Source organism: Olsenella porci, assembly GCF_009695875.1.
GTDB lineage: Bacteria > Actinomycetota > Coriobacteriia > Coriobacteriales > Atopobiaceae > Olsenella_H > Olsenella_H porci.
Genome location: NZ_VUNC01000002.1, coordinates 124,307 through 142,315 on the forward strand (window position 1 = coordinate 124,307; position 18,009 = coordinate 142,315).

Annotated in this window: 10 protein-coding genes; 2 read left to right on the forward strand and 8 right to left on the reverse strand. The window is 65.1% G+C overall.

Annotated features, from left to right (window positions below; all coding sequences use genetic code 11):
* Positions 1–107: 107 nt before the first annotated feature.
* The 6 genes from leuS to ileS form a co-directional block, all read right to left on the reverse strand.
* A complete protein-coding gene (gene leuS / locus FYJ68_RS03300; protein WP_154433951.1) occupies positions 108–2,681 on the reverse strand; it encodes a leucine--tRNA ligase in 2,574 nt (857 codons plus the stop codon).
* A gap of 166 nt (positions 2,682–2,847) precedes the next feature.
* Entirely contained in the window at positions 2,848–4,362 is a 1,515-nt protein-coding gene (locus FYJ68_RS03305) for an IMP dehydrogenase (protein ID WP_154433953.1), read from the reverse strand.
* Positions 4,363–4,459: 97 nt separating this feature from the next.
* Positions 4,460–5,743 carry a glycosyltransferase family 2 protein gene (locus tag FYJ68_RS03310; RefSeq protein ID WP_154434426.1) on the reverse strand — a complete coding sequence of 428 codons (1,284 nt, stop codon included), beginning with the start codon at positions 5,741–5,743 and terminating at the stop codon, positions 4,460–4,462.
* A 38-nt stretch (positions 5,744–5,781) separates the two neighbouring features.
* Complete coding sequence (locus FYJ68_RS03315; RefSeq protein WP_154434428.1) at positions 5,782–6,756, reverse strand: RluA family pseudouridine synthase; 975 nt, start codon at positions 6,754–6,756, stop codon at positions 5,782–5,784.
* A gap of 50 nt (positions 6,757–6,806) precedes the next feature.
* Complete coding sequence (lspA, locus tag FYJ68_RS03320; protein ID WP_326832202.1) at positions 6,807–7,310, reverse strand: signal peptidase II; 504 nt, start codon at positions 7,308–7,310, stop codon at positions 6,807–6,809.
* Positions 7,311–7,315: 5 nt separating this feature from the next.
* Positions 7,316–10,135, reverse strand: a complete 2,820-nt coding sequence (gene ileS, locus FYJ68_RS03325) for an isoleucine--tRNA ligase (protein WP_326832203.1) — start codon at positions 10,133–10,135, stop codon at positions 7,316–7,318.
* A 537-nt stretch (positions 10,136–10,672) separates the two neighbouring features.
* Between ileS and FYJ68_RS03330 the strand changes: the two genes are divergently transcribed.
* Positions 10,673–12,625, forward strand: a complete 1,953-nt coding sequence (locus FYJ68_RS03330; RefSeq protein ID WP_154433955.1) for a fructose-1,6-bisphosphatase — start codon at positions 10,673–10,675, stop codon at positions 12,623–12,625.
* Between the two features lie 90 nt (positions 12,626–12,715).
* Here the strand turns inward: FYJ68_RS03330 and ftsH are convergent, their stop codons facing one another.
* Both ftsH and FYJ68_RS03340 read right to left on the reverse strand, forming a co-directional pair.
* Entirely contained in the window at positions 12,716–14,626 is a 1,911-nt protein-coding gene (gene ftsH / locus FYJ68_RS03335) for an ATP-dependent zinc metalloprotease FtsH (protein ID WP_154433957.1), read from the reverse strand.
* A 138-nt stretch (positions 14,627–14,764) separates the two neighbouring features.
* Positions 14,765–15,547 (reverse strand): TrmH family RNA methyltransferase, encoded by a 783-nt coding sequence (locus tag FYJ68_RS03340; protein WP_326832204.1) that lies wholly within the window; start codon positions 15,545–15,547, stop codon positions 14,765–14,767.
* Between the two features lie 151 nt (positions 15,548–15,698).
* Between FYJ68_RS03340 and FYJ68_RS03345 the strand changes: the two genes are divergently transcribed.
* Complete coding sequence (locus FYJ68_RS03345; protein WP_326832205.1) at positions 15,699–17,300, forward strand: L,D-transpeptidase family protein; 1,602 nt, start codon at positions 15,699–15,701, stop codon at positions 17,298–17,300.
* The last annotated feature ends 709 nt before the right edge of the window (positions 17,301–18,009 follow it).

Sequence of the window (18,009 nt, forward strand, 5' to 3'; positions counted from 1 at the left end):
CTTCCTACGAGTACGAATCTGCTTGCTTCACTATATTGCCTGCCGCACACGGGTGTCAAGCTTCCACAATTCCAACAGGACGCGGCGGCGTCAGCGCCCAGCAGGCCCTAGACAGCCACGATGTTGACGAGCCTTCCGGGCACCACGATGACCTTCTTGACCTCCTTGCCCTCGAGCTGCGGGGCCACGGCGGCGCGCGCGGCCGCCTCGAGCTCCTCGCGGCTGGACGAGGCGGGCACCGCGATGTGGGCGCGGACCTTGCCCTTCACCTGCACCGCGATCTCGACCACGTCGCTCTTGGCCTGCTCAGGGTCAAACTCGGGCCAGGGCTCGTTGTAGACCGAGGTCTCGCGTCCCAGGGCGGCGTGGAAGAGCTCCTCGGACCAGTGCGGGATGATGGGAGAGAGCATGCACACCAGGTCGTGGGCGACGCGCTGGCACAACGCCGGGTCGCGCCTCTCGGCGGGAACCTCGATGACGTACTTGGAGGCCGCGTTCACGATCTCCATGCACGCGGAGATGGCGGTGTTGAACTGGCCGCGGTCGAAGTCGTCCGTGCACTTGATGCCCATCTCGTTGAGGACTCGGTTGAGCTCCTTCGAGACCGGGTCGAGACCAGCGGGGTTCAGCGTCGCCTCGGGGTCAGCGGACTGGCAGAGCTGCCACACCACGCGCCAGGCGCGCTTGATGAAGCGGTTTGCGCCCGCGACGGCCTCCTCGTCCCAGTCGAAGTCCTTCTCGGGTGGCGCGATGAACAGGATGGAGAGCCTCATGGTGTCGGCGCCGTAGGGCTCGATGACGCTGGAGGGGGGCACCACGTTGCCCTTGGACTTGCTCATGGTGTCGCCGTTCTGGTCCTTGACCATGCCCTGGCAGAGCAGGTTGGTGAAGGGCTCCGAGGCATCTATCATGCCCAGGTCGCGGGCAACGCGCGTCCAGAAGCGTGAGTACAGAAGGTGCAGGATCGCGTGCTCGATGCCACCGATGTAGTTGTCGACGGGCATCCAGCGGTCCACCGCGGCCTTGGAGAAGGGCTCGGAGTCGTTGTGGGGGTCACAGTAGCGCAGGTAGTACCAGCTGGAGCACGTGAAGGTGTCCATGGTGTCGGTGATGCGCCTGGCGGGCCTGCCGCACTTGGGGCAGGTCGTCTCATAGAACTCCTTGCACTCTGCAAGCGTGTCGCCCGCGCCAAGGTCCAGGTTGTCGGGAAGCACCACGGGGAGCTGGTCCTCGGGCACGGGAACGTCACCGCAGTGGTCGCAGTGAATCATGGGGATTGGGTTGCCCCAGTACCTCTGGCGGCTGATGAGCCAGTCGCGCAGGCGGTACTGGACCTTCCTGCGACCCACGCCGTGGTCCTCGAGCCACGCGACGATAGCGTCAACGCCCTCGGAGTGCTTGCCTCCCCTGAGCCCGGTGAACTGGCCGGACTGCACGAGGTAGCCCTCGGCCTCCATGGCTCCGTCCCAGTCCACGCTGGTAACCCTGAGCTCACGCTCGTCCTTCAGGTCCTCATAGAGCGGGTCGTCCTTCTGGCAGATGATCGGGGCGATCTCGAGGCCGTACTTGCGGGCGAAGTCAAAGTCGCGCTGGTCTCCGCAGGGGACGCCCATGACGGCGCCCGTGCCGTAGTCCATCAGGACGTAGTCGGCGACCCAAAGCGGCGCGGGGCGGCCGTTGATGGGGTTGATCACATAGCGACCGGTGAAGACGCCGTGCTTCTCGCGGTTGGTGCCCTGGCGCTCGACGCTGCTCACCTTGGCGGTCGCCTCGCGCAGGCGCCTGAAGTCGGCCTCGTACTGCGTCCCCGCAACGAGCTCCTCCGCCAGCTTGGACTCGGGCGGCAGCACCATGAAGCTGACGCCAAAGAGGGTGTCGGCGCGCGTGGTGAACACGGTGATGGTGCGGTCGGTGGGCGTCACGCCGTCCTCGGCGGCAAGCTTGAAGTCGATCTCGGCGCCCTCGGAACGCCCGATCCAGTTGCGCTGCATCTGCTTCACGCGGTCGGGCCAGCCGGGAAGGTCGTCCAGGCCGTCCAGGAGCTCCTGCGCGTAGTCGGTGATCTTGAGGTACCACTGCGACAGCTCGCGCTTCTCAGGGATGGAGCCGCACCTCCAGCAGCGCCCGTCCACGACCTGCTCGTTGGCAAGGACGGTCTTGCAGGTGGGACACCAGTTGACCGGCGAGGTGGCACGGTAGGCCAGGCCCTTCTCCCACATCTTGATGAAGAACCACTGGCCCCAGCGGTAGTAGTCGGGCTCGCAGGTCTTGACCATGCGATCGTAGTCATAGGAGAAGCCCATCCGACGCATGGTCCTCACGGCCTGGTCCATGTTGGAGTAGGTCCACGCCGCCGCCTGGGTGTGGTGCTTAATGGCGGCGTTTTCGGCGGGGAGCCCGAAGGCGTCAAAGCCGATGGGATGCAGCACGTCGTAGCCGCGCATGCGGGCCTGGCGCGCCATGGCGTCGCCGATAGTGTAGTTGCGGGCGTGGCCCATGTGGAGGTCCCCCGAGGGGTACGGGAACATCTCGAGGACGTACTTCTTGGGCTTGGAGGGGTCCTCGTCCGTCTTGTAGAGCTTCTCGTCCTCCCAGATCTGCTGCCACTTGGTCTCGATGGCCTGGGCGTCATAGGCGGGGAAGCCCGCCTCGCCGTCCCTCTGGGCACTGGTGTCTGCCATGAAAGTCCTCCTAAAACGTGTGACCTGCATACTCTAGCATGCATGCGCGGGCGAGACGGGCATCGCCATGCCATCGAAACGAACCCGGGGCATGTGGCACGCCCCTCTCGCCCGACAAAAAAAGGGCCCTGACCTCTGCCAGGGCCCAGGATGGCTCGACCAGTCGCTACGAGCGGAAGTTGACGTCGGAGTTGGAGTCCTTGAGGATGACGTCGTGCGCGCCGCCCTCGACGAGCGAGGTGGAGGAGACAAGCGTGAGCTTGGCCTTCTGGCGTAGCTCCGCCAGGTTGAGCGCGCCACAGTTGCACATGGTCGAGCGCACCTTGGTCAGCGAGGTGTCCACGTTGTCCTTGAGCGGGCCGGCGTAGGGGACGTAGGAGTCCACGCCCTCGACGAACGAGAGCTTCTTGGAGCCGCCCAAGTCGTAGCGTGCCCAGTTGCGGGCGCGAGCGGAGCCCTCGCCCCAGTACTCCTTGACGTAGGAGCCGTTGACGTTGAGGCGACGCGTGGGTGACTCGTCAAAGCGGGCGAAGTAGCGGCCCAGCATGAGGAAGTCGGCGCCCATGGCGAGGGCGAGGGTCATGTGGTAGTCGTACACGATGCCGCCGTCGGAGCAGACGGGGACGTACACGCCCGTCTCCTCAAAGTACTCGTCGCGGGCGCGGCACACGTCGATGAGGGCGGACGCCTGGCCGCGGCCGATGCCCTTCTGCTCGCGGGTGATGCAGATGGAACCGCCGCCGATGCCCACCTTGACGAAGTCCGCACCGCAGTCGGCGAGGAAGCGAAAGCCCTCGGCATCGACCACGTTGCCCGCGCCGACCTTGACGGAGTCGCCATAGTTCTCGCGAATCCACTCGAGGGTGAGCTTCTGCCACTCGGAGTAGCCCTCGGAGGAGTCGATGCACAGTACGTCGGCACCGGCGTCGACCAGCTTGGGGACGCGCTCGGCGTAGTCGCGGGTGTTGATGCCAGCGCCAACGAGGTAGCGCTTGTGCTCGTCCAGGAGCTCGTCGGGGCGAGACTTGTGGGAGTCGTAGTCCTTGCGGAACACCAGGGACGACAGGTTGCCGTCCTTGTCAACAACGGGGAGGGTGTTGATCTTGTTGTCCCAGATGATGTCGTTGCAGACCTTGAGGGAGGTGTCGGTCCCCGTGGTAACGCACTCGGAGGCGGGAGTCATGAACTCCTTGACCTTCTTGCCGCGGTCGTCGCGCGAGACGCGGTAGTCGCGGCTTGTCACGATGCCGCAGAACTTGCCGGTGGGGGTGCCGTCCTCGGTGACGGGCATCGTGGTGTGGCCGGTGCGGTCGCGGATCTCGAGCACGTCGGCAAGCGTCATCTCGGGCGTGAGCGTGGAGTCTGAGACCACGAAGCCTGCCTTGTACGACTTGACCTCACGGACCATGGCGGCCTCGTCGTCAGGCGTCTGGGAGCCGTAGATGAACGAGATGCCACCCTCCTGTGCGAGCGCGATGGCAAGGCGCGGACCAGAGACGGCCTGCATGATCGCCGACACCATGGGGATGTGGAGCTTGATTGAGGGCTCCTCCCCCTTGCGGTACTTCACCAGCGGCGTATCGAGCGACACGTTGGCGGGGATGTTCTGCGAAGAGGTGTAACCGGGGACCAGCAGATACTCGGAGAAGGTGTGCGATTCCCCTTCGAAGAACGTTGCCATGTAGGGCTCCTTGTCTCTTTGCCGCGCGCCGACGTGGGCAGCGCTTCTCCCGAAAAACTTTTGACCGATTGTAGCACCCTCCCCGCGAGGAGTCGCGCTAGGCCCCTTCGCTCATCACGTCGTCGAAGTTCACGGCAATGTCATGTTTGGTGGGGACCCACTCGACCTTCTTGAAGAGCGCCACGACCGTTATGGGGATGTAGCTCATCATGAAGATGGGGAACGTGAACAGGTTGGTGAAGATGCGCCACCTGCGACCCTTGCGGCAGTGGATGTGCTTCCGCTCGCTCACCGTGGTGAGGACTGCCAGCAGGAAGAAGACCACGTACATGGAGAGGAAGGTCATCACGAGCGAGCCAACACACATGGCGAGCTCCGCATTTGTGGCGACGAAGCCGTGGGAGAGGGACCCCACGATGAGGTAGGTGGCGTTCACAGCGGCAGAGAGGAGCGTGAGGATCATACCGGGGGCGATGGTCATGAGCATGTCATACGAGGCAAACCTGCCCTTGCGGATGCCTTCTAGCAGGTTCTTGTTGTACGAGAAGAACACCTGGTAAAAGCCCTTTGTCCAGCGCATGCGCTGCGTCCAGGAGCTCTTGAAGTCCACGGGCTGCTCGTCAAAGAACTCGGCGGGGGCGTATCCGATCTGGATGCCGTGAGCGCAGCAGAACGTGGAGAACTGGATGTCCTCCGTGAGGGTGTGGAAGTTCCAACCGTGCATGCCGCGGACGATCTTCTCCGAGACCATCCAGCCGGACCCGGAGATGGCACAGCTGGTGCCAACCATCATGCGGGCGTTGTTGAGGAACTTCGCCTCGCGCATGAACCAGAGCGCATAGGCGGAGCTGATCCAGCTGGAGTCGAAGTTCTTGGAGTTTCGGTAGCTGGTGCACACCAGGTAGCCGGCGTCAAAGGCCTGGTTCATGATGCTCACGTAGTTGGGTGCGATGATGTTGTCCGCATCCATCACGAAGAAGGCCTCGTACTTGTCTCCGTACTCGTTGAGGATTCGGTTGAAGCCGTAGTCCATGACCCAGCTCTTGCCCTTGCGAACGAGGTCGTTGCGCTCCCAGGTGATGGCACCCGCCTTGCGCGCCTCCTCGGCCGTGTTGTCCGTGCACGCGTCTGCAACCACGAAGCAGTCGATGAGCTCGCGCGGGTAGTCCTGGCCCAGGATTGACCTCACGAGGTTTCCGATGACCGGCTCCTCATTGTGCGCGGCAATGAAGAAGGCATAGCAGTGGTTCTTCTTTGCCTTGGGCAGGACGACCGTGCCCCTCCTCCACACGCGGATGATGTAGACAAACTGGTAGAAGTAGGCGAGGGTGAAGAAGAGCCAGATGACGCCGTTGAAGATGACGATGGGCGTCAGCCCCATCCTGTTGAGTTCCAAGACAGATGCCTTTCGACGTAGGCCTAGGAGAGGTCTCCCACGCCAAGCTGGGGACAGATGCGCTCTCCAGCCTCCGTGCGACCCATTGACGTTCCCTTCAGGGATTCTAGTACACGCAGGAGGTCGTCCGGGAGTTGGTCAGCGAGCTCTATCGTCTCTCCTGTTACCGGGTGGTCGAACCGTATGTGCCACGAGTGCAGGAACTGCCTTCCCAGCATGAGGTTCTGCCGCTCGTCGCCCCTGCCATAGAGCTGGTCGCCCACCACCTGGTGCCCGATGTGTGCCATGTGGACGCGAATCTGGTGCGTGCGCCCCGTGTAGAGGTGGCACTCCAGGAGGGAGTAGCCGTCGTCGCGGCGGCCAGCCTCAAAGCGCTCGAGCGTCGTGAAGGTGGTGATGGCCTCGCGCGCCATGGGGTCGTCGCTCACCGCCATGCGGAGCCTGTCTCGCCTGGATCGGGCGATGCCGGTGGTGATGGTTCCCTCGGACGGCGCGACGTACCCCTGCACCAGCACAACGTAGCGCCTGTCCAGCACGCGCAGCCTGATGAGGTCCTGCAGCGCCCGCTGGGTCTGGTCGTCCTTTGCGGCGACCATGAGGCCCGAGGTGTCCATGTCGAGCCTGTGCACGATGCCGGGCCTGTCGTCGCCCTGCAGCATCCCCAGGTGCCCATAGCCACAGTGAGCCACGAGGGCGTTTGCCAGGGTGTCACTCACGTGGCCGGGGCTGGGATGGCACACCAACCCCGCCTGCTTGCTCAGGACGATCAGGTGGTCGTCCTCGTAGCGGATGTCCAGCGGTATGCCAGGGTTGGGCGAGAGGAGCCCGTCGCCGTCCTCCTCAATCTCCACGTTGGCAGTCACGCGGTCCCCCAGCAGCACGCGTTCGCTCTTGTCGCGCGCCTCGGTCCCGTTGATGAAGACCTCGCCACCCTCGATCAGGCGGGCGCAGGCCGACCTGCTGGGCATGCCCTCCATCGAGGCGAGGAAGCTGTCCATCCTGGCGCCGTCCCCCTCGGGGCCTACCAGGAACTCGCGGACCACGCACCTCACGAGGCGTCACCACCGCGCCGCGAGTCCCACCACCAGTACCCCACGAGCGAGGCCGCGATGCCGCAGGTGACGAAGATGTCGGCAACGTTGAAGACGGGGAAGTCCATGAACGTCGTGGCGAGGAAGTCGGTGACGGACCCGGCCGCGATGCGGTCGACCATGTTCCCCACTCCCCCGCCGACCACGCACCCCAGGAGCGCGGAGAGCCAGGCGGGAAGGGGCTCGTGCCACGCGAGGGCGACGGCCCCGGCAACGACGACGAGCGCGACCACGACGAACGCCATCGTGGCGCCCTCCCCCATGCTGAAGGCCGCCCCGGTGTTCTCAACGTGGAGAAGCTCGATGACCCCGGGGAGGAGGGGCCTCGCCTCCCCTACCGGGAGGGAGGCCCTCACCACCGCCTTCGTGACCTGGTCGAGGACCAGTGCCAGGAGGGCGGTGGAGGCGAGGGCGGCCACCCTGCGGCGGCGACCCAAACTTTTATGCTCGACTGCGGGCACAGGTGCTACTCCCCGTCACCACAGGCGGCGACGGCCTCGGAGCAGCGCTCGCAGAGCCCGTCCTCGCCAAGCTCGCGCCAGTTCCAGCAGCGCGGGCACTTCTCGCCGTTGGCGGGAAGGACCTGGCACGAGAGCTCGTCGCCCTCGTGGACGCAGACCTCGGAGCACACGAACGCCTCGGCAAGGTCGACGGCGCCGTCGCCGGTGAGGAGCGCGTACTCCTCGTGTGGCAGCGTGAGCTCCGCGCGAGCCGCCTGGGTGGTCTTGGCCTCGATGGTCCCGTTGCCGGCGGCCTCCTCGTAGGCCTTGGTGAACGCGCCGCGGGCCCGGACCATCGCCTCGTACGTGGCGAGGAGCGGCTCGTACTCGTCCGCCGCCATGGGCGCTTGGAACCAGTCCAGGAGCGCCGCGTAGCGCTGGCCGTCGCGGAGGGACTCGGGCAGGTACTGCATGACCTCGTCGGTCGTGTACACGAGGATGGGCTGGAGGTCGTGAACGAGCATCGAGAGGATGTACGACCAGACGGTCTGGGCGCTCCTGCGCTCGAGCGAGCCCGGGACGCCGCAGTAGGTGCGGTCCTTGGTCGCGTTGAGGTAGTCGTTGGAGAGCTCAGTGATCACGTAGTCGTACAGCGTGCGATACACCTGGTTGAAGCGGTAGCCCTCGTAGGCCCTGCTCACCTCGTCGTGGACCTGGCACATGCGGGCAAGCGCCAGGCGGTCGTACGGCAGGAGCTGGTCGACGGGCACGCCGTCGGTGGCGAGGTCGAACTGGCCCTCGAGCTCACCGAGCAGGAAGCGGAGGGTGTTGCGGATCTTGCGGTACGCGTCACCCACGTGCGAGAGGATCGTCTCGTCGCAGGGGACGTCGGTCGAGGTGTCGACCGAGGCGACCCAGAGCCTGAGGACGTCGGCTCCGCGCTCGTCACAGACCTTGTTGGGGTCGATGACGTTGCCAAGCGACTTGGACATCTTCCTGCCCTGGCCGTCGAGCGTGAAGCCCTGCGAGACCACGGACTTGTAGGGGGCCACCCCGTAGGCACCCACCGAGGTCATGAGCGAGCTCATGAACCAGCCGCGGTGCTGGTCGGAGCCCTCGAGGTACATGTCGGCGGGGAACTTGAGGTAGTCGCGGTGCTTGCACACTGCGGTGTGGCTCACGCCGGAGTCCCACCACACGTCGAGGATGTCGCTGTTGGCCTTGAGGTTGTGGCTGCCGCACTTGGGGCAGGTGCAGGCGTCGCCCAGGTAGTCCTTGGGGTCGTCGGTGAACCAGGCGTCGGAGCCCTTCTCGCGGAAGAGGGCGATCACGCGGTCCAGGGTCTGGTCGTTGATGACCGTCTCGCCGCAGTCCTGGCAGGTGAAGGCGGGGATGGGAACGCCCCAGTTGCGCTGCCTCGAGATGCACCAGTCGGGGCGCTGCTCGACCATGGAGCCAATGCGCTTGACCGAGTGCGACGGGTAGAAGCGGACCTTGCCCAGCTCCTCGAGCGCCTGCCCCCTGAGGCCGGTCTTGTCCATGGAGACGAACCACTGGCTCGTGGCGCGGAAGATGACGGGACGCTTGCAGCGCCAGCAGTGCGGGTAGCTGTGCGTGATGTCCTCGTGCAGGATGAGCACGCCACGGTCGTAGAGCCACTGGATGATCTTGGGGTTGGCCTCGTTGACCTCCATGCCACCCCACGGGCCGCCCGCGCCCAGGCCCTCGCCCTTGTAGAACACGCCGTCGTCGTCGACGGGCATCACCACGGGGATGCCAAAGCGCATGCCCGCGTTGTAGTCGTCCACGCCGTGGCCGGGGGCGGAGTGCACCACGCCGGTGCCGTCCTCGAGCGTGACGTAGTCTGCATAGATGAACTCGCCCTCGACGCCCTGGTCGCCAAAGATGGGCTGCTCGTACTTGTTGTGGGCGAGCTCGACGCCGCTCATGTGCCACTCCTGGCCATCGCTGCCCTTGGCGAGCTCCCAGCCCTCGTAGCCAAACTTCTGGCAGTCCCTCTCCACGAGGGCGCGCGCCATGATCTCGGCGCGGCCATCGACCAGCACTGCGACGTAGTCGGCCTCGGGGTGCAGGATCACGCAGTCGTCGGCGGGCAGAGTCCACGGGGTGGTGGTCCAGATGTCAACCCACAGGTTGTCCGAGTACGCCTCGAGCCCCTGCGGAACGGTGGTCATCCTGAACCTGACGAAGATGGCGGGGCTCACCTCGTCGGAGTACTCGATCTCTGCCTCCGCGAGGGCGGTGTGGCAGTGGGAGCACCAGTGCACGGGCTTGCGTCCGCGATAGATGGCGCCCTTGTCAAAGATCTCCTTGAAGATCTCGACGTCCGTTGCATCGTAGTCGTGCGTGTAGGTGAGGTAGGGGTTGTCCCACTCGGCGAGGACGCCCAGGCGCTTGAACCCCTGTCGCTGCGTGTCCACCTGCTCCACGGCCATGGTCCTGCAGAGCTCGCGGATCTTGACGGTGGGGAGCTGGTTGAACTTGGCGGTGCCGAGCGTCTCCTCGACCTTGTGCTCGATGGGCTGGCCGTGGCAGTCCCAACCGGGGACGTACGGGGTCTGGTAGCCCCTCATCGCCCAGTAGCGGTTAATCATGTCCTTGCTGATCTTGTTCTGCGCGTGGCCGAGGTGGATCGGTCCATTGGCGTAGGGAGGGCCGTCGTGCAGCACGAACTTCTCGTGCCCCTCGTTCTTCTTGAGCATCAGTCCGTAGACGTCGTTGTCCTCCCAGTCCTTGAGCCGCTTGGGCTCGTTTTGGGCCAGGCTAGCCCGCATGGGAAAGCCTGTCTTGGGGAGGTTCATCGTCTTCTTGTACTGATTCGCCACCTCTCGCTCACCTCTCTCTTCCCGGGTGTCCCAGACAAAGGGCGCCCGTCCCGTTCTGCTGGGACGAAGCGCCCTGTGGCATGCTCCGCTTGTGAACCACCCAGCAAGGGGTCTCCCCCGAAACTCGGCTGGCCTGTCTCGGCGGCCACTCCGGCGACGCCTACTCACGCCCAAGGGCGCTTTGGGGCCGCAGCTCCGGGGTGATCTTCTCCGGGACGCGACCGCGGTCTCTCACCATGCCCGCTCTCTGTGGGTCGCGCTGCCCCGGGTACTCTCCCCATCACAGCAACAGAGCGCATGATAGCACGCCGCAACGCGCGCCTGCCGCGGTCGGGAGCCCTTAACCGTATCGACACCTGGAACGCCCGCCGCATCCGCCCGTCACCCAAGCCACACGGACGCTCCACCCAAAGGACACACCTTGCGCGCTGCGCCGCCCGTTGCGGCTCCCCCGCCGATTCCGTTGCGATATAAAAGCTTTCCCCTTCCCCGTTGCGCGAGAATCTTCGTGACACCACAGCGAAGGGAGACATGCGCATGACCCTGGACCAGAGGGAAACCGAGAGAACGGCGGGAAACGGGGCGGAGGAGCCCCTGGGCCCGGAGGATGAGCGCTACCTCGAGCTGCTCTCGAAGAGCTTCCCCACGCAGCAGGCGGCGTTCACCGAGATCATCAACCTCGAGGCGATTCTCAACCTCCCCAAGAGCACCGAGCACTTCATGAGCGACGTCCACGGCGAGTACGAGGCGTTCCTGCACATCCTCAACAACTGCTCGGGGGTCATCCGCGAGCAGGTGGACCGCTTGTTCTCGACCGAGCTTGGAAGCGCTCAGCGCGCCAGCCTCTGCACCCTCATCTACTACCCGCAGGAGAAGCTCCGCCGCATGCACGAGGCGGGCGAGACGAGCGACGAGTGGTACGCCCACACGCTGTTCCTCCTGGTGCGGCTTGCGCGGCGCCTGAGCGGCCTGTACACGCGCTCCAAGGTCCGCAAGGCCATGCCCGTCTCCTACGCCTACATCATCGACGAGCTCCTCCACGCGTCGGGCGAGGGTGAGACGAGCCGCCACGAGTACCACGAGCAGATCATCGCCTCGATAGTGGGGACGGAGGCAACGGACGACTTCATCGTGTCCCTCTCCTCCCTCATCAAGCGCCTGGCCGTCGACCACCTGCACCTGGTAGGCGACATCTTCGACCGCGGGCCCCACGCCGACAGGATCATCGACAGCCTCATGGCCTACCACTCGCTCGACATCCAGTGGGGCAACCACGACATCAGCTGGATGGGCGCTGCCGCCGGCTCCGAGGCCTGCGTGGCGTCGGTGGTGCGCAACAACGTCCGCTACCGCACGCTCGACGTGCTGGAGGGCGCCTACGGCATCAGCCTGAGGGAGCTCGCGCTCTTCGCCGACCGCAACTACGTGGAGTACGACGTGATCTCCCCCATGGAGAAGGCCATCAGCGTCATCCTCTTCAAGCTCGAGGGGCAGCTGATCATGCGCAACCCCGAGTTTGGGATGGAGGGAAGGCTCCTGCTGGACAAGATCGACGTCGTGGACGGAACGGTCACCATCGACGGCGTGCCGCACGCCCTCAGGACCTGCGACTTCCCCACCATCAACACCGCTCACCCCTACGAGCTCGACGCAGACGAGAGGCGCGTCCTCGACGGGCTCGTGCGCTCGTTCAAGTCGAGCGAGAGGCTGCGCCGCCAGGTTGAGTTTCTATACGAGCGCGGGAGCATCTACCTGGTGCGCAACGGCAACCTGCTGTTCCACGGCTGCCTTCCCCTGGAGGAGAACGGCAGCTTCAGCAGGGTCACCTGTGAGGGCCGGGAATACTCCGGCCGCGAGTACATGGACTTCTGCGACCGCATCGCACGCCGCGCATGGCATGTGGGAGACCAGGCCTCGCTCGACTGGATGTGGTACCTGTGGTGCGGGCGCCACTCCCCCCTCTCGGGGCGCGTGGTGAAGACCTTCGAGCGCACCTTCGTCGACGACCGCTCAACCTGGGAGGAACCGGAGGACCCGTACTACCGGCTCACCCACGACCAAGGCGTCTGTGCGCGCATCCTGGAGGAGTTTGGCCTCGACGGCGAACGCGGGCACATCGTGAACGGACACCGCCCGGTAAAGGCCATCGACGGCGAGAGCCCCAGTCGCGCCGGCGGTCGCCTCCTGGTGATCGACGGCGGGTTCTGCTCCGCCTACCACAAGAAGACTGGCATCGCGGGATACACGCTCATCTCCGGCTCGGACGGCATGCGCATCAAGGCGCACCGCCCCTTCCAGAGCGTGGAGGCCGCCCTGGACGATAACGCCGACATCGAGAGCGATGTGACGGTGATAGAGCGCGAGCCCCACGAGCTCAGGATTGCGGACACCGACACGGGCGCCGACATCCGCAGGCAGATCCGAGACCTCTCACGGCTCCTCTCCGCCTATCGCGAGGGCATCCTGAGCGAGAGGAAGCCCACGGCGTAGGAAGGAACGCCAGCCAGCGTGGTGCGTAAGGGGGAGGGGCCGCCGTCACCGGCAGCCCCTCCCCCGCCTTGTTGCGCGTCTCTCCCCCGCCTATGCCTCGGGGTTTGCCTGATAGCGCGGCGCGAATCCGTCGTCGCGGTTGAGGATGTTCATGAACTCCTCGCCCGTGATCGTCTCCTTCTTCTGGAGGTAGTGCGCGATCTCGTGCAGCTTGAAGCGGTTCTCGCGCAGGGTCTTGAGGGCGGTCTGGTGCCCGGCCTCGACCAGGCGCTGGACCTCCTCGTCCACCTCGCGCTGCGTGCCTTCGGAGCAGGTGAGCTCCATGCCGCCGCCCAGGTAGCGGTTGGTGGTCTCGCCGAGGGCGGTCATTCCAAACCTGTCGGACATCCCCAGCTGCGTGACCATGGCGCGGGCGATCTTGGTGGCCTTCTCGATGTCGTTGGCGGCACCCGAGGTCATCTGGCCAAAGATCAGCTCCTCGGCCGCACGGCCGCCGCAGAGCACGGCAATGCGCTGCTCGTACTCCTCGCGCGTGGTGAGGTAGTGCTCGTCCTCCTCCGCCTGCATGGTGAAGCCCAGGGCGCCGGAGGTTCGGGGCACGATCGTGATCTTGGAGACGGGCGCCTTGCCGTCCTGGACGGCCGCGACGATGGCGTGGCCGGTTTCGTGGTAGGCGACGACCTCCTTCTCGTGCTCGGAGAGGACCGTGGACTTCTTCTTCTTCTCGCCCGCGATGACGGTGTCGACGGACTCCTCGATGTCCTCCTGGGTGACGCGCTTGCGGCCAAACCTGACGGCGCGCAGTGCCGCCTCGTTGATCATGTTGGCGAGGTCGGCGCCCGAGGCGCCGGGGGTCTGTCGGGCGACGGCGCCAAAGTCGACGCCGGGCTCCATCTTCACGTCGCCGGCGTGCAGCTTGAGGATCGCCTCGCGGCCGGCGAGATCGGGAAGCTCGACGGGGATGCGGCGGTCAAAGCGGCCGGGGCGCGTTAGGGCAGGGTCGAGCGAGTCGGGCCTGTTGGTGGCCGCCAGGACCACGATGCCCTTGTGGTTGTCGAAGCCGTCCATCTCGGCAAGGAGCTGGTTCAGCGTCTGCTCGCGCTCGTCGTTGGAGTTGATGCTCGTGTCACGCTTCTTGCCGACGGTATCGATCTCGTCGATGAAGATGATGCAGGGGGCCTTCTCCTTGGCCTGCTTGAACAGGTCGCGCACCTTTGCGGCGCCACGGCCCACGAACATCTCGACGAACTCGGATCCGCTGATGGAGAAGAACGGGACGTCCGCCTCGCCGGCAACCGCCTTGGCGAGCAGGGTCTTGCCCGTGCCCGGAGGGCCCACGAGCAGGGCGCCCCTGGGGCAGCGCGCTCCGATGTCGTTGTACTTCTGCGGGTCCTCCAGGAAGCTCACGATCTCGCGCAGCGAGTCCTTTGCCTCGTCCTGGCCGGCAACGTCCTTGAAGGTCACGCCGGTGTCCTCGCCCTTGACCTCCTTGGCGCCGGACTTCCCGAGCCCGCCTCCTCCGAGGCCAAAGCCGCCGCCAAAGTTCATCGACGGGCCGTCGTCGCCCATCGACTTCTTGAGCTGGCGGTTGAAGAGCCAGCCACCGCCAAAGATGATCAGCAGCGGAATGCCATACGACAGGAGCAGGTACAGCCACATGTTGTTGGAGTCGTCCGGGATCTCGGCAGACGCGTCAACGTTGTGCTCCTCCAGGCGGCTCACCAGCGAGTCGTCGTTGGGGAAGAGCGTGGTCTCGTAGTACTGGATGCTTCCGTCCTGGTCCTTGAGCTTGAAGCGGATCTGGCTGTTTGAGGTGTCGAGGTTGACCTCGGACACCTTGTCGTCGTCGACCATCGACAGGAAGTCGGTGTAGCTGACCTCCTTGACCTGGCTCGAGACGATGCTAGGGTACAGCGTCGACCTCAACGCTATCGCGACGATGATGGCGATGATCACGTAGATGATCATCGACTGCCGTCGCTTTCTGTTATCCATGTCCATCGTGGGTTTCTCCTTCTGTGCCGCGGGCATGACACGGCTTGGTGCCTGTTTGCCTATTACCCAAGATTGCGCGAGTCTGTCCGCCGGGACCGCGAGACCCGCAATTCGTCGGGGTCGCGGCGGACTCGCGACGGGTGCCTACGACCTGCCGCGGGAGCAGAGCTCCCAGAACGCGACCGCGCTGCTCGCCGCCACGTTGAGCGAGTCGACGCCCCTCTGCATCGGGATGATCGCCGTTGAGTCGACACCCTCGAGCACCTGGTCCGAGAGGCCCCAGCCCTCGCTGCCAAAGAAGAGGGCCAGGCGGTCGTGGCCCGCGAGCGAGGGGTCATCTATGGGGACGGCCCGGTCGTCGAGCGCCAGGGCCACGGTGTGAAAGCCCCTCTCGCCCAGCTCGCCGAGAAGCGACTGCGGCCACGGCTCCGGGGCGACGGCCCAGGGAAGCACGAAAACGGTCCCCATGCTCACTCGCACGGAGCGTCGGTTGAGGGGGTCGGCGCACCGCGGCGCGAGGACGATCCCGTCGACCCCGAGCGCCGCGGCGGAGCGGAAGAGCGCGCCCACGTTGGTGATGTCCACGAGCCCCTCGAGGACGGCGATGCGACCCGCACCCTCGAGCACCTCTCCCAGCCCCCTGGGTCGCGGCCTCCTCGCGGCGGCGAAATACCCACGGTGGACGTTGATCCCCGTGACCCCCTGAAGCTGATCGCGCGTGGCGGTGTAGATGGGAACGTCCATACCATCCAGGGCGGGGACGGTCTGGAGCAGGTTGTCCAGGTGCCTCTCGTCCACCAATACCGACTGCAGCTCAAGACCGCGCTCAACGGCGACCTTGATGACGAGAAGGGACTCACATACGACCACTGCCTGCGACGGGTCCGCAAGGCTCCTCAGCTGCCGGTCCGAGAGTCGCGTGTACACATCGAGCCTAGGGTCAGATTCATCTGCTATCCGTGTAATTGTCATCTGCGCACCAACCATTCGCCCCTTCTCTTTCTCGAGGGGTAGAATACCCCGACAGGAAACAAGGCGCGGCCGGGCAACGGAACCGGCACGCAACGAGGGAGCACACGTGCAAGACGACAAGGACAACAGGCAGGGGGACGCCCCCGAGGGCGATCCCGCCAAGACCGTGCTGGCACCAAAGCCCATCGTGCCCACGCACCTCTCGCACGACGCGTCGGTGGGGGCGCACCACCACGACGGGCCCAGCCGCAGCCGCAAGCAAAGCAGGGGAGACAGGCCACACAGTCGCAAGGGCGGCATTCCCAAGGGCGCCAAGGTGGCCCTGGTGTGCGCTGGGGTCGTTGGCGGAGTCTACCTGGGAGGGGTCGTCGCCTGGTCGAGGGTCCTCATGCCCAACACGACTGTGAACGGCGAGGATGCCTCGCTCAAGACCGCCCAGTCGGTCGCGGAGGAGAAGGCGAGCACCGTCAGCAACTACTCGCTGGCGGTGTCGGGCGAGGGACTGTCACTCACCGTTGGCGCGTCGGACATCGACTACGCAAGCGGGACCGAAACGATCGCGCAGGCGATCCAGTCCGCCTCCAACGCGTGGCTGTGGCCCGTCAAAGTGGCGCGTGGAAACAACATCACCGTGAGCCTCTCCCCCTCCTACGACAAGGACAAGCTCACCGCCCTGGTCAAGGCCGCCGTCGACAAGGTCAATGCGAGCGCGACCGCCCCCACCAACGCCACGATCGCCTACGACTCGTCGAGCAAGACCTACGCGATCACTGCCGAGCAGCAGGGCACCGCCCTGGACGAATCCGCCGTCGAGAAGGCGGTGGAGGCGGCCATCGACTCTGGCCAGACCACGCTGGAGCTGGGATCGGACAGCCTGCAGCAGCCCACCGTCACCAAGGACGACGAGAACCTGAAGACCGCGGCGTCCACGGCGAACTCCTACCTCGCCGCGACGCAGACCCTCACCGTCAACGGTTCGACCGCCGCCACGGTGGACGCGGACACCATCTCTAAGTGGGTCAGCGTGGGGGACGACCTCTCGGTCTCGCTCGACACCAACGCCATCACCACCTGGGCGACGGGTGACCTGTCCAAGCAGTACGACACCGTCGGAACCTCCCGCACCTACACCACTCCGTACGGCAAGCAGGTGACGGTATCGGGCGGCACGTACGGATGGGTGCTCGACGGGTCCTCCCTGGCACAGTCCCTGGCGGCAAACATCCAGGCCGGCAAGGCGGCGTCGGTCGAGATCCCCTGGAAGACCACGGCAGCGACCTACAACCCCGGCGGGGCCGACTGGGGCAGCCGCTACATCGACTGCGACCTCAGCGAGCAGCACGTGAGGATGTACGACGAAAGCGGCAACCTCATCTGGGAGAGCGACTGCGTGTCCGGCAACACCTCCAAGGGGCACGGGACGCCCGAGGGCGTGTACACCATCGACTCGTACATGGGCACCAACCAGACGCTCATCGGAGAGGACGAGAACGGCGACGGCGAGCCAGACTACAAGAGCCAGGTCAGCTATTGGATGCCCTTCGTGGGCAACATGGTCGCCTTCCACGACGCCAGCTGGCGCAGCTCCTTTGGCGGGACCATCTATCAGACCGACGGCAGCCATGGCTGCGTGAACCTGCCGTCCGATGCGGCAAAGACGCTGTACTCGCTGGTGAAGGTCGGGGACGTCGTGGTGGTCCACAGCTAGGCGTCACCACACGACGGGGCTGCGACCCATCTCGAGGGGTTTTGATTGCCTTCCGTTCCCTAGGTTGGGGGACGGGAGGCTTCTCGTTTGGGGGAGAAGAGCGAGGGTCGTGCCCCTGACCCCTCCCGCCGGCCGCCTGGGAGCCTGCGCCCGCAACGAGGACAGACCCGTGGGAGCCATCTGACCAGATGCCTGTGAAGACATGCAGTTCTGCTCCCGGCAAAACCAGAAATGCAGAGGGACACGCAACCAGCCATCCTCACGAACCTGCCCATAGTCAGGGAATGGAGGGGAGGTCAATCGCGACGCCCTGTATTCCCCAAGCACATGCATGTTCTGCGACATGCGCTTAGTTTCCCTAGACCTCGTGCGGTTTTGAGAGCCTGTTGCCTAGCCGCACTAGCCCTCATGTGGATTTCGAAGCAAATTCCTTAACCCTTCTAGCCCTCGTGCGAGCAAAAGTGCCGGAAATCAGCATGGGGGCTAGTGCGGCTAAGCATTCGGTTGCCGAATCCACAGGAGGCTTAGGGTGATTAAGCAGTGGCGTCCCTACACCTTCAAAGACTCCAGGTACTCCTCCCGCGGCACGCCTACTGGCAACAGACTCCCGATGTGAGTGCTCAAACCAGGAAGCAGCTGCCAATCGAAGGTTGAAAGACGCTCACTTGGCAGCAAACTCCCGATGCGCGTGCTCATATCGGTCGTTTGC

Coding starts and splice junctions, on each gene's coding strand:
- leuS (WP_154433951.1), bottom strand. CDS start 2,681: ATGGCAGACACCAGTGCCCAGAGGGACGGCGAGGCGGGCTTCCCCGCC.
- FYJ68_RS03305 (WP_154433953.1), bottom strand. CDS start 4,362: ATGGCAACGTTCTTCGAAGGGGAATCGCACACCTTCTCCGAGTATCTG.
- FYJ68_RS03310 (WP_154434426.1), bottom strand. CDS start 5,743: ATGGGGCTGACGCCCATCGTCATCTTCAACGGCGTCATCTGGCTCTTC.
- FYJ68_RS03315 (WP_154434428.1), bottom strand. CDS start 6,756: ATGGACAGCTTCCTCGCCTCGATGGAGGGCATGCCCAGCAGGTCGGCC.
- FYJ68_RS03330 (WP_154433955.1), top strand. CDS start 10,673: ATGACCCTGGACCAGAGGGAAACCGAGAGAACGGCGGGAAACGGGGCG.
- ftsH (WP_154433957.1), bottom strand. CDS start 14,626: ATGGACATGGATAACAGAAAGCGACGGCAGTCGATGATCATCTACGTG.